At 68.3% G+C, this 12,262-nt stretch carries 7 protein-coding genes; 2 read left to right on the top strand and 5 right to left on the bottom strand.

Annotation, left to right across the window (positions count from 1 at the left end; all coding sequences use genetic code 11):
- Positions 1–82 precede the first annotated feature (82 nt).
- The 4 genes from M5C98_RS16225 to M5C98_RS16210 form a co-directional block, all read right to left on the bottom strand.
- Positions 83–1,567, bottom strand: coding sequence for an FAD-binding oxidoreductase (locus tag M5C98_RS16225; RefSeq protein ID WP_272548473.1), 1,485 nt, complete (start codon positions 1,565–1,567; stop codon positions 83–85).
- Positions 1,568–1,667: 100 nt separating this feature from the next.
- Positions 1,668–3,464 carry a diguanylate cyclase gene (locus tag M5C98_RS16220; protein WP_272548472.1) on the bottom strand — a complete coding sequence of 599 codons (1,797 nt, stop codon included), beginning with the start codon at positions 3,462–3,464 and terminating at the stop codon, positions 1,668–1,670.
- 497 nt (positions 3,465–3,961) lie between these two features.
- Positions 3,962–4,777 carry an alpha/beta fold hydrolase gene (locus tag M5C98_RS16215; protein ID WP_272548471.1) on the bottom strand — a complete coding sequence of 272 codons (816 nt, stop codon included), beginning with the start codon at positions 4,775–4,777 and terminating at the stop codon, positions 3,962–3,964.
- Positions 4,778–4,822: 45 nt separating this feature from the next.
- The gene (locus M5C98_RS16210; protein WP_272548469.1) at positions 4,823–5,650 is read right to left on the bottom strand and encodes a proteasome-type protease; all 828 of its coding nucleotides are present in this window, start codon (positions 5,648–5,650) and stop codon (positions 4,823–4,825) included.
- A 283-nt stretch (positions 5,651–5,933) separates the two neighbouring features.
- On the opposite strand from M5C98_RS16210, the gene M5C98_RS16205 reads away from it, so the two are divergent.
- A complete protein-coding gene (locus M5C98_RS16205; protein ID WP_272548468.1) occupies positions 5,934–6,803 on the top strand; it encodes a cysteine dioxygenase in 870 nt (289 codons plus the stop codon).
- 61 nt (positions 6,804–6,864) lie between these two features.
- On the opposite strand, the gene mutS is transcribed toward M5C98_RS16205, so the two are convergent.
- Positions 6,865–9,447: a DNA mismatch repair protein MutS gene (gene mutS, locus M5C98_RS16200; protein WP_272553305.1), complete on the bottom strand. Its 2,583-nt coding sequence runs from the start codon at positions 9,445–9,447 to the stop codon at positions 6,865–6,867.
- Between the two features lie 425 nt (positions 9,448–9,872).
- On the opposite strand from mutS, the gene M5C98_RS16195 reads away from it, so the two are divergent.
- Positions 9,873–12,125, top strand: a complete 2,253-nt coding sequence (locus tag M5C98_RS16195) for an aminotransferase class V-fold PLP-dependent enzyme (RefSeq protein WP_272548466.1) — start codon at positions 9,873–9,875, stop codon at positions 12,123–12,125.
- The last annotated feature ends 137 nt before the right edge of the window (positions 12,126–12,262 follow it).

Here is a 12,262-nt window from a genome sequence, read left to right as displayed (position 1 = left end):
CGCCCGCTGCCTCCCAAGGGCATGCATGCGGGCAGGCGCAGGGTGCGCTCGATGGCAATGGCGGCGGCTTCAATGCGCCGGATCAACCCTTCGGAGGCGGCGGCAGCGCGATGCTCTGCGCGTAGTGGAAGAAGTTCGTCGGGTCGTACTGCAGCTTGGCCTGCTGCAGCTTGGCGTACGTGGGGGCATCCCAATAGGCGTCGGCGAAGTTCTCCAGCGTGGCATCGGGGTAGTTCTGGTACACGGCGCCGCACAGCCATGGCTTGACCAGCTCCATCAGGCCGGCCATCCACAGCTCCATGTGGGCGCGCTCTTCCTCGTTGCGCCAGAACACGTCCACCACCAGGTCGCAGTCCATATGGCGGTGGATGAACGCGCTGTCGGCTGCCGGGTAGCGGTTGATGGCGCCGCCGTAGGGCTCAAGGTAAGCGAGCGACCAGGTGTTGGGCGAGGTGCTGAAGTAATCCACCAGTTGCTGCCACTGGGCCTGCGTGACCGGCTGGGCGATGTACGCGCTGGCCTTGGATTCGCAGATGCCATCGGGCAGGTTGTCGGGCAGCGTGTAGGGCTTGTCTTCCAGGTAGAGGTTCATGTCCGGGTAAGTGCCGGTCTGGTCCACCAGCAGCTTCGCGCTCGGCACGGCCAGCAGCGACGCGATGGCGTGCATGCCGTCCTCGCGCGTGCCGCAGAACATGCCCTGCACCATGTACACGGGCTGGCCGTTCAGATAGCCCAGGTTCATCATGTAGCCGAGCGTGTCGGGCGCACCCACCTTCATGTAGCTGCTTTGGAAGAGCTCCAGCACCTGTGCGGCGTGTGCCGCGTCCCAGCTGATGGACCAGGCCCAGACCTGGTCGAGCGGCACCATGCGGTAGGTCACCTGCAGCACCACGCCGAAGTTGCCGCCCGTGCCGCCGCGCAGCGCCCAAAAGAGCAGCGGGTTTTCGGTCTTGCTGGCCGTCACGGTGGAGCCGTCGGCCAGCATCACGCGCATCGAATCCACCAGGTCGCTCTGGATGCCGAACGCGCGCGAGGTGTAGCCATAACCGCCACCCTGCACGAAGCCGCCGACACACACGTTGCCGCAGGCGCCGGTAGGGACGTGCCAGCCGGTGTTGTTCATCGCGGCATTGAACTGGTCGAACGGGGTGCCGGGCAGCACATGCACGAGCGCCTGGGCGCGATCCAGCACCACGCCGCTGAGCAGGCTGAGGTCGATCACCATGCCGCTGTTGACCGAATAGCCGGCCGTGCTGTGGCCGCCCGAGCGCACGGCCACCCAGGCGTTGAAGGTGCGGGCGTAGGCCAGGCACAGCGCCACGTCGTTCTCGCATGCGCAATAGACGATGACCCATGGATAGGCCTGGAAGGCCGGGTTGGACTCCTGGCGGTCGTCTTCGTATTTCGGATCGCCGGGCACGACGATGCGGCCGAGCAGGCCGTGTTCCAGCGTGGCGAGCGCCTGCCAGGGCGTGGGGTCGTCCGCAGGCTGGTTGGTGGCCAGTGCGGTCAGGTGGGCGACGCGGGCGTCCTTGGCGATGCGGGCGGGACTCTTGCGGTGGGCCATGGGTGGAAGCTCCTCGGGTGGTTGGATGAAGGAAGGAAAGGAAGAAAGGAAAGAAAGAAAAAGGTGAGAGAGAAATCGGGTGTCGAACGGCGGGGGCGCCTCAGGCGGACGACAGCGCCAGGTCGCCGGTATTGCGCCGAACGCAGAACTTTCCGCTTTGCTTGCCGCTGTACATGGCCGCATCGGCCAGCTTGATCAGCAGGGCAGGCTCGGTGGAATCCAGCGGTGCGAGGGCGTAGCCGATGGTCAGTCCCACATGCAGTTCCAGCGCGCCGAGCACGATGGGGGCGCGAAAGGCATCGAGCAACTGGGTGCCGAGCTGATGCGCCTGCTCGGGGCTGGCCAGATCGTTGGCCATCACCACGAACTCGTCGCCACCGATGCGGGCGACCGTGTCGGTGTGGCGCAGGTGCTCGTGCAGGCGGGCCGTCACCGCCACCAGCAACTGGTCGCCCACGGCATGGCCGTGGCGGTCGTTCACCGGCTTGAAACCGTCCAGGTCAAGCATGTACACGGCCGCCAGATGGTCGGGCGTGCAGCGGGCCATGGCGGCTGCCAGCGCGAGGTCGAGCCCCCGCCGGTTCGCCAGGCCCGTGAGCGGGTCGGTGTGCGCGAGCGAGCGCATGGCGTCGCGTTCGCGCCGGGCATCCTGCGCGGCCCGGCCCAGCGCCGCGGTGCGCAGCCCCAGCACGCGCATGAACAGCAGCATGATCGCCACCGTGCCGATCTGGAAGGCGTGCAGCGTCCAGCCGTTCGCAGGCAGCAGACCTTGCGACAGGCCGGCCATGGTGGCCGCAGCGATGAGGTACGTGGCACTCGCCAGCAGCAGCGTGGCACCCAGCGGATTGCCGCGCCGCGCACGGGCCCAGGCCACCGGCGCGCTCATCAGCCAGGGCAACGGGCCCAGTGCGCTCAGCAGCACCATGGCCGTTCGCGTGCCGATCCCATCCACCATAAAGGCGGCGCCCAGGACCGCGCTGATGGCCGCTCCGGCCTGCATGGCGCGAAAGAAACCGCCGCGCGCCTTGCCCTCCAGCAGGGCGTGCCCGAGGAAAAGGAACGTGGTCGCCAGCGCCGCGAAGCCGCACAGGGTGGCGATGTGCAGTTCGACCCAAAGCTGGTCGCGCCACAGGTACTGCGCCCCGATGCCGAAGAGTTGCAGGTAAAAGCCCATGCTGGCCGCGACCAGCAGCGCGTAGTGCAGAAAAAGACGACCATGCCCGCTGATCCATTGCCCCACGCTGTAGATCAGCAGGCATGCGGACAGGCCTGCGAACAGGCCCTGCAGCATCTGCTCGCCCAGGGCGGCAGAGAGAAACGCCGGGGCCTGTGCCACGGTGGCCGGCACGATCATGCTGCCGCCCGTGCGCACGCGCACCAGCAGCTCGTAGGGCACGCCGGCGGCCATGTAAAGGCCCATGGCCGGGGTGCGGGACTGCCAGGGGCGCTGGCTGAACGGGCGCAGGCTGCCCATGGTGGCCTGCTGCGTGATGCGCCCCTCGTGCGCCAGGTAGATGTCCACCTGGTGCAGTGCGGGATGGTCGATGCTCACCACCCAGCCGGTATTCGCCCGGGCCTGGTTGACCAGCGTGGCGCGCAGCCACAGGGCTCCGGCATGCACACCGAGCGAGCCGGCCCTGTGTGCCGGGGCGACGAACGCGCCAGGGCGAGCGAGTGCTTCCTCGGCCGTCAGGGCCGCTGTGCGGTCGGCCATCACGGCGAACGAGCGCCACAGATCGGTGGGTGGCATGCCATCGTGCAGCACCAGCGGTGGTGCCGCCCGGACCACGGGGCAAAGGAGCAGGGCCGCAAGCAGCAGGCCCCCTGGAAGCAGCCGGTGCCGCCCGTACAGCAGCCATCGCGAAAACCACAGGGGCAGGCTGAAGGGCGGATGCATGGCGGCAGTGGCAACGGACGGCGATGCGCTGGCCTGGCGTCAACGCGCCGCGCGCCGATCGGCCAAGCCTGCCGTGCCGGGGGGAGCCTGGCAGGCGGAAGTGCTTTTATCGGTCCATGCCCCAGGCGGTCGGACGGACCCCGGTGCGCGATACGTCATGCGCGGCAGCCGCCGTGGGGCGGGAGGAATGGCCCGCCATGGCCGGGTAAGGCATCGCAGACGCTGGGCGGGCAGATTGTGTCGGGATAAGGCACGCTGTATCACCTTGTAACGCTGCCGCAGTGTATGAGAACTTTCTAAGCGGATTCCATTTTTTTACGGTGCAGGTGCGTTGGCACCACAGAAGTCATTTCCGGGTCGGTCCGGCAAAGGAGGGGCGCGACAAGACAGGAAGGTCAGAAAAGGAGGCCAGGGGCGCGGCGTGGGCCGCCCGGGCGCCTGTTCTCCGTGCTTGGCCTTGCGCCAGCCCGGGCAGGCGTGGCAGAGCGATCCGCGGATCAGGCGGGCCGGACCGCCATGAGGTTCAGCAGGGCCGCCTCGATGGCGGCCGCCGTGGTCCTGGGTTGCTCCATCGGGAAGAGGTGGCTTCCGTCGAGCACCGTCACCCGGCCTTGCGTGATGTTCAGCGTCATCGCCATGCCCACCTGGCGGACCTCGGCCGATGCCCGCCCGCCGATGAACGCCGCAGGGCAGCGCAGCGGGTGGGCGCGCAGCAGTTGCGCCAGGTTGTGGGGCAGGGTGTTGTAGATGGCGGTCTCCACCGCCCGGTCGAAATGCAGCATGTGCCGGCCATCCTGCTCGCGCAGTCCATGCTGGATGTAGTCGCGCAGCACCTCGGCGTCCCATTGCGCGAAGGCTTTTTTCTTGCGGAAATGCTCCAGCGCCTCGCCGGGGCTGGCCCAGGCGTTGCGCCGGGCCCGGCTGACCTTGCCGGGCGATACGGCGCCCACCAGCTGCGTCTGCTTGGCCATGCCCAGCGCGCTGGCCCGCCAGCCGCTGATGAGGGGCGAGTCGATCATGAGCACGCCGCGCGCCAGATCGGGATGGCGTGCGGCAGCCATCACGCTCAGGAAGCCGCCCAGCGAATGCCCCACGAAGAACACCGGCCCGCCCACGCGCTGCACATGCTCCTGCGCGAAGTCGGCCAATTGCTGCACCAGGTGCGGCCAGTTGTTGGTGACCGGGTACTCGGGCGCATGCCCGTAGCGGTCCAGCGCGCTCACATCGAAACCCCGGTCCTTCAGATGGCGAAACAGCACCGAGTAGGTGCCCGCCGGAAAGCTGTTGGCGTGCGAGAAGACGATGGGGAGCATGGGGCTGCGGTTGCTTCGAAAGGGGGGGCGCGTGCCGCCAGGGCCTCAGACCAATTTGTCGCGCGGGTTGGTGATCTTCTTGATCGGGCGGCTGCGCGACGGCTCCACCTTGAGCGGCACCTCGGTCAGGCCGCCATGCCAGGCGGGGTCTTCGATGCTGTCGAACACCTCGCGAAGCTTTTCGCCCCAGCTGTTGTGCAGCATGCGGAAGTAGGGGTTGTGCTCGTCGATGCAGACGATCTTGTCGGTGGCGAACTGGCCCACCTCATACACCACCAGGTCCAGCGGCAGGCCCACCGACAGGTTGGACTTGAGCGTGCTGTCCATCGACACCAGGGCGCACTTGGCGGCTTCGTCCAGCGGCGTGTCGGGCGTCAGCACGCGGTCGAGCACCGGCTTGCCGTATTTGGATTCGCCCACCTGGAAGTACGGCGTCTCCGAGGTGGCTTCGATGAAGTTGCCTGCCGAATACACCTGGAACAGGCGCATGCCCTCGCCCTGGATCTGCCCGCCGAACACCAGCGAGACATTGAAGTCCACGCCCGAGCGCTTGAGCGCGGCGCCGTCGCGTTCGTGCACATGGCGCACGGCTGCGCCCAGCACGCGGGCGGCGTCGAACATGCTCTTGGCGTTCCAGATCGTCATCGGCTCGCCGCCCTCGCGGTCGGTGAGCTGCTCGGACTGCAGGATCTCCCGCACCGACTGCGAGATGCTCAGGTTGCCGGCGGACAGCAGCACCATGAATCGGTCGCCTGCCTTCTCGTAGATCATCATCTTGCGAAAGGAGCTGATCTGGTCCAGGCCCGCATTGGTGCGGGAATCGGACAGGAAAACCAGTCCGGCGTTGAGCTTGATGGCGACGCAATACGTCATGGGGGCGACTTCGGAGGCAAAGGGTCGAGTGTAGGCGTTGTCGCCGTCGCGCTGCGGGCTTGCCCCAAGACGGTGCGGCAGAAACAGAGGCAAACGGGTGCCGCGTGTCGCCAATGTTTCAGATGATTTCGCAATATGAAAAGACATTCGCATTCCCGGGCTTCGGCTTCGCACGGGCGGCGGGATTCCGCCGTGTGGTTCGAAGAATGGCGGGTGGGTGGCGACACGGTGAATCGCCGTTGTTCTCCCGCTTTGTCTTCCTCATCCACTCTTTTTTCGAACCATGACGACCAGCTCCATCTCTTCCCCTTCCCGCACCGTTTCTCCCCGTTCCGACCGCGCCGAAGTCGCCGATACCGCCTCTTCGAACAAGCGGCCTGCCGGTTCGAGCCAGCCGGGCGGCGATGCCCGCCTGGACGGCCTGCAGGCGCGGTCCCCGGACGCCAGCGCGGAAGGTGCTTCGGCCAAGCGCCCACGCACCTCGCTGCTGGGCGCGGATTCGGGCATCGGAGCCCGCGAGGCCAAGCTCGACAAGGTGTACACCACGCTGTCCCTGCAAGCCCGGCAGACCCATGTGGCTAACCAAAAGCGCCTGGAAGCCGGCGTTCAGAAGCTTTTGCAAAATGCCTCCGTGCAAGCCGAGATCGCGGCGGGCAAGGACGTGCGCGATTGCGTGGCGGACGCCCTCAAGGGCCTGCTGGAGGAAGCCCAGTTGTCCACCGATATTTATCAGCCCAAGGACGCCACACAGTTGGCGGGTTACGGTCGCTATCTGCTGCACAGCCACGCGAAGGAGGGAGAGTCGTTCTGCCTGCAACTGTTCGCGTTCGATGCCAGGCAAAAGACCCCCATCCACGACCATCCCAACGAGTGCGCTTCTTTCATCCTGAAGGGCAATTTGTCGGAGCGGATCTACCGACCGACCGGCGAAACGAAAGACAACACGCCGCTGGCCGAAAAGACCGAAAGAAATGCGCGGACAGAGGCGTCGTGGGCCGGCTTCGGGCCTGACGAGCTGGGCGTGCCCCACAGCCTCAAGAACAAGTCCGGCGACATCGCTCTGTCGGTGCACCTGTACCGCGACATGGATGGCCTGTCCGAAGGCCAGCAGATCGCGGCCAAGACCAAGTTCGAACGCACGGCCAAGGAATAGAAGCCCGCGGTTCCTCCAGCCGAGTAAGTCAGCCTCGCCTGAGGTCGATGGCCTGCGCGGCCTAGCCCCGTACCAGCCGCTTGAGCTGGTACAGCGCGTCCAGCGCCTCGCGCGGACTCAAAGTATCGGGCTGCAGTTCGGCCAGGGCCGCTTCCGCGGGGCTCACCATCGGCCCCTCGGCGTCGGGCGGCTCGGCGAACAGGTCCACCTGCGTTTCGCCCTCGCCGGCCCGCTGCTCCAGCGCGGCCAGCGTGTGGCGCGCATGGTTCAGCACCGGGCCCGGCACGCCCGCCAGGCGCGCCACGTGGATGCCGTAGCTGCGGCTGGCCGGCCCCGGCTGGATCTCGTGCAGGAAGACGATGTTCGAGCCCGACTCGGTCGCGCCCACGTGCACGTTCACCGCATGCTGGTGGCGCGCCGACAGCTCGGTCAGCTCGAAATAGTGCGTGGCGAACAGCGTGAACGCCTTGGTGCGATCGTGCAGGTGCGTGGCGATGCCGCTGGCCAGCGCCAGGCCGTCGAAGGTGCTGGTGCCACGCCCGATCTCGTCCATCAGCACCAGGCTGTGCGGCGTGGCCGAGTGCAGGATCTGCGCGGCCTCGGTCATCTCCAGCATGAAGGTCGATTGCGCGTTGGCCAGGTCGTCGGCCGCGCCGATGCGCGTGTGGATCGCATCGATGGGCCCCAGGCGGCACGACGTGGCCGGCACGTGGCTGCCCATGCTGGCCAGCAGCACGATCAGAGCCACCTGCCGCATGTAGGTCGATTTGCCGCCCATGTTCGGCCCCGTGATCACCTGCATGCGGGTGTTGGCGTTCAGCCGCGTGTGGTTGGCGATGAAGCTGCCGGACGATGTTTCTGCCAGCCGCGCCTCCACCACCGGGTGGCGCCCGCCCTCGATCTCGATGCAGGGCTCGGGAGCGAACTGCGGCGCGCACCAGTTCAGCGTGAGCGAGCGCTCGGCCAGCGCGCACAGCACATCGAGCGTGGCCAGCGCATGGGCCAGCCGGGTGAGGGCGGGAACGTGCGGCTGCAGCCGGTCCAGCAACTGCTCGTACAGCCATTTCTCGCGCGCCAGGCCGCGCTCCTGCGCCGACAGCGCCTTGTCCTCGAAGGTCTTCAGCTCGGGCGTGATGAAGCGCTCGGCGTTCTTGAGCGTCTGGCGGCGGCGGTAGTCGTCGGGCACCCGATCCAGGTGGCTGCTGGTCACCTCGATGTAGAAGCCATGCACCTTGTTGAACTGCACGCGCAGGTTGGCGATGCCGGTGCGGGCCTTCTCGCGTGTTTCCAGGTCGAGCAAAAAGGCATCGCAGTGCGTCTGGATGCCACGCAACTCGTCCAGCTCGGCATCGAAGCCCGCAGCGATCACGCCGCCGTCGCGCACCAGGGCGGCAGGCTCTTCATGGATGGCCGCGCGCAGCAGTTCGCCGCAATCGACGGGGGGGCGCAGGTGCTCGAAGATTTGAGCCAAAAACGGCTCTGGCGCAATAAAAGCGCAGGCAAGCTGCTCTGCTTTTTGTAGCGTCTTGCACAGGCCCAGCAACTCGCGCGGGCGCACCTGCCGCAGCGCGATGCGGGCCGTGATGCGCTCCACGTCGCTCACGCCGCGCAGCTCGCCGCGCAGGGCCTGCCACGGGCCGCTGCCCGAGGCCGTGCCGCGCAGCGCCGCCGTGGCCGCCAGGCGCTGGCGCGCCTCGGTGCGGTCGCGCCGCGGCTCCAGCAGCCAGGTCTTGAGCAGGCGGCTGCCCATGCCGGTCATGCAGGTGTCCAGCAACGAAAAAAGGGTGGGCGAATCTTCGCCGCGCAGCGTGCGCGTCAGCTCCAGGTTGCGGCGCGTGGCCAGGGGCAGGGCGATCAGCTCGTCGCTCTGCTGCACGCGCACGCCGTGCACGTGGGTGAGCGAGCGGCCCTGCGTGTGCTCGGCATAGGCCAGCAGCGCCGCCGCGGCGGCGTGTGCCTGGGCCAGGTCCTGCGCGCTCCAGGCATTCAGGCTGGCCGCGCCCAGTTGCTCCAGCAGCTTGCGCTCGCCCAGAGCGGCGTCGAACTGCCAGTCCGGCCGCAGGCTCAAGGGGCAGGCGAAGGTGCCGTTCTGGCGCAGCGTTTTGAGCTGCTGCTCGAAGCGCTCGGTCACCCCGGCGCTGTAGATCACCTCGCTCGGGCCGATGCGGGCGATCCAGGTGCCCACCTCGTCGTGCGTGCACTCGGCCAGGTGGACCAGCCCCTGCGTCACGCTGAGCCACGCCAGGCCGCAGCGCGCGCGCGGGCCCTGGTGCACCGACAGCAGCAGCGATTCGGCCTTGTCGGACAGCAGTTCGCTGTCAGTGAGCGTGCCCGGCGTGACCACGCGCACCACCTTGCGCTCCACCGGCCCCTTGCTCGCGCCCACCTCGCCCACCTGTTCGCAGATCGCCACCGACTCGCCCATCTTGATGAGCCGGGCCAGGTAGTTCTCCAGCGCATGGAATGGCACCCCGGCCATCACCACCGGCTGCCCGCCGGACTGCCCGCGCTGCGTGAGCGTGATGTCCAGCAGCCGCGCGGCTTTCTCGGCATCGGCGAAGAACACCTCGTAGAAATCGCCCATGCGGTAGAAGAGCAGCGTGTCGGGGTGCGCCGCTTTCAGGGCGAGGTACTGCTGCATCATCGGCGTGTGATGCGACAGATCGCTGCCCGGCTGGAACGCAGCGGGGGCGCAAGGAGTGGAGGCTGGGGCGGGCAAGGGAGCGTTTTCTACCGGCTGCTGCATTTTTCTGTGTTCTCTGGACTTCACCTGGATCGCTTCGGCGCGCGAAAACCGTGCGCTGCTGCAAATCCCACGCGGGCGGCATCGCGGCGCCTGTCGGGGCGGGACGGGGCGGCCGCGGCGAGCCCGCTATTGTGGACGAGCCTCCTGGCCAGGGCTGCACGCATGCCCGGCTCCCTGTTGGCAACCGCCTTGCGCCGAAGGTGGTCGATGGAACGAGGGAATCATGAAAAATTCAAAATTTCATAAAAAATGAGAAATTGATTCTCATGAGTGCTAATTACGATAGGTGCAGTTACCAAGATCTATCGAAATAGAGCAATGCCATGGAAATCTACCTCGACGCCAACGCCACCACGCCCGTCCTGCCCGCCTCCCGCGATGCCGCCCTGGCCGCGATGGCGCACGACTACGGCAACCCCAGCAGCACGCACAGCACCGGCCTCAAGGCCCGCGCGCTGATGGACGCGGTGCGTGCCCGCGCCCGCCGGGTGGTCGGTGCGCCTTCGGGGCAGTTGATGTTCGTGAGCGGCGCGACCGAGGGCATCCAGACCGCCGTGCTGTCGGCCCTGGACCATGTGCGCAGGCAGCGCACCGCCGCAGGCCACGACGGCACTCTGGGGCCGCAGCAATGGCTGCTGTACGGCGCCACCGAGCACAAGGCGGTGCCCGAGGCGCTCAGGCACTGGAACACGCTGCTGCAGCTCGGCCTGCAGGTGCTGCCCATCCCCGTGGCGCGCGATGGCCGGCACGACCTCGACTGGCTGCGTGCCCATGCGCCGCGCGCCGCGCTGGTGTGCACCATGGCCGCCAACAACGAGACCGGCGTGGTCAGCGACCTGGCGGGCATTGCCCAGGCGATGGCGGGCAGCGGCGCGCTGTGGCTGGTGGACAGCGTGCAGGCCCTGGGCAAGATGGCGCTGCAGCTGGCCGACCACCCCATCGACTACGCCACGTTCTCCGGCCACAAGCTGTATGCGCCCAAGGGCATCGGGCTGCTGTACGTGCGCCAGGGCGCGCCGTTCACGCCCATGATGGCCGGCGGCGGGCAGGAGTGCGCCCTGCGCTCGGGCACCGAGAACATGGCGGGCATCGCCGCTTTGGGCGCGGTACTGGCGGCGCTGGAGGCTGGCACCACGTTCCAGCCGCCACCGGTGCTGGCGGGCTACCGCGCGCAACTGGGGGTGGCGCTGGAGGATGCCTTTCCCGGCCTCGTCTTCAATGCGCCGCCCGAGCGCTGCCTGCCCACCACGCTCAACTTTTCGGTTCCGGGCGTGGGCTCCAAATTGCTGCTGGATTTGTTCGATGCCGCGGGCGTGCGCGTCAGCGGCGGCTCGGCGTGCAGCGCCGCCAAGGCGCAGCCCAGCCATGTGCTGCAGGCCATGCAGTTGCCCGCCTGGCAGGCGGACTCGGCCGTGCGGCTGTCGTTCGGGCCGGCGGCGGATGCGGCCTTCATCAATGAGGCCTGTGCCCGCATCCGCGCGTGCGGCGAATCGCTGCGTGCCAGCTGCCTGGGCCCGGCGCAACCGGCCGCGCTGCCCATCGAGGGCGTGACCCGCTTCGTGGTCGATGGCGCGTGCTGCTACCTGGTGGCCGATGCCGCCAGCCGCCGCTGCGCCGTGATCGATCCGCTGCCCGAGCTGACCGGGCGGCTGGCCCAGCTGGTGCGCTGCCAGGGATACACGCTGGCGGCGGTGCTGGACACCCACAGCCATGGCGACCACGCGTCCTCCGCTGCGCCGCTGCGTGCCGCCCTGGCCGGCCATCCGGCCGCGGACGATGCCGTGGATGCCCTGGGCTGGCCGCAGCATGCCGACCGGATCGGCCTGGGCGCGCTGCACCTCACCCGCCTGGCCACGCCGGGCCACACCGAAGATGCCACCGCCTACCTGCTGCATGGCGCGCAAGGGCTGCGCCTGGCCTTCGTGGGCGACACCGTCATGCCCGGTGCGCTCGGGCGCAGCGACTTTGCGCAGAGCGCGCCGCTCGCCTTCGGGTCGTCGCTGCACCGGATGGCCGAGGTGCTGGGGCTTCACGCGCTGCTGCTGCCCGGGCACGACTACGACGACCGCTTTGCCACCACGCTGGCTACGGAGTGCACGGTCCAGCCCCTGCTGGCGCAGGTGCTCGATGGACGGCTGGACGCCCAGGGCTTCGCGCAGGCCAAGGCGCGGCTGGAGCAGGGCCTGGCACCGCAGGAGGCCAGCGGCCAGCCGATGGTGTGCGGTGCGCGCGTGGACTCGCCCTGCGCTGCCGCGGCCTCCAGCGACATGACGTCGGCCGCGCTGCAGGCCTTGCTGCAGTCGCAGCCCGACCTGCTGCTGGTGGATGTGCGCGAGCCCTACGAACAGCGCCTGGGCCGGGCGCCCGACCTGGGCGCGCCCGTGCAGCGCCAGGCCGTGCCGCTGTCGGGCCTGGTGAATGCGCTGCCGCAGTGGCTGGCCCTGTCGGCGGATACGCCCGTGCTGTTCTTTTGCCGCAGCGGCAACCGCAGCGCACAGGCCGCCAAGGCCCTGCGCCGGCTGGGCCACGCCCGGGCCTGGAGCCTGGCGGGCGGCATGGCGCTGTGGCGCAGTTGATGGGGCGGTGCGGTGCAGCGGGGGGGGGGGGCGCTCCAGGCCGTTGTCTCAGGCTGATGGCCAAGAAGGCCGCCACCGCAATAGATACTAGGGCGTTTAGCTATTAAAAATATAGCAATCATCCGGGGGCTGGCGTC

The sequence above is a fragment of the Acidovorax sp. NCPPB 3576 genome (assembly GCF_028473605.1).
Classification (GTDB): Bacteria; Pseudomonadota; Gammaproteobacteria; order Burkholderiales; family Burkholderiaceae_C; genus Paracidovorax.
This window is presented reverse-complemented; position numbering and strand designations above follow the sequence as displayed.

Excerpts from the sequence above, each read along its gene's own strand:
- M5C98_RS16210 (WP_272548469.1), bottom strand. The coding sequence starts at position 5,650 with ATGACGTATTGCGTCGCCATCAAGCTCAACGCCGGACTGGTTTTCCTG.
- M5C98_RS16220 (WP_272548472.1), bottom strand. The coding sequence starts at position 3,464 with ATGCATCCGCCCTTCAGCCTGCCCCTGTGGTTTTCGCGATGGCTGCTG.
- M5C98_RS16195 (WP_272548466.1), top strand. The coding sequence starts at position 9,873 with ATGGAAATCTACCTCGACGCCAACGCCACCACGCCCGTCCTGCCCGCC.
- M5C98_RS16225 (WP_272548473.1), bottom strand. The coding sequence starts at position 1,567 with ATGGCCCACCGCAAGAGTCCCGCCCGCATCGCCAAGGACGCCCGCGTC.
- mutS (WP_272553305.1), bottom strand. The coding sequence starts at position 9,447 with ATGATGCAGCAGTACCTCGCCCTGAAAGCGGCGCACCCCGACACGCTG.
- M5C98_RS16215 (WP_272548471.1), bottom strand. The coding sequence starts at position 4,777 with ATGCTCCCCATCGTCTTCTCGCACGCCAACAGCTTTCCGGCGGGCACC.
- M5C98_RS16205 (WP_272548468.1), top strand. The coding sequence starts at position 5,934 with ATGACGACCAGCTCCATCTCTTCCCCTTCCCGCACCGTTTCTCCCCGT.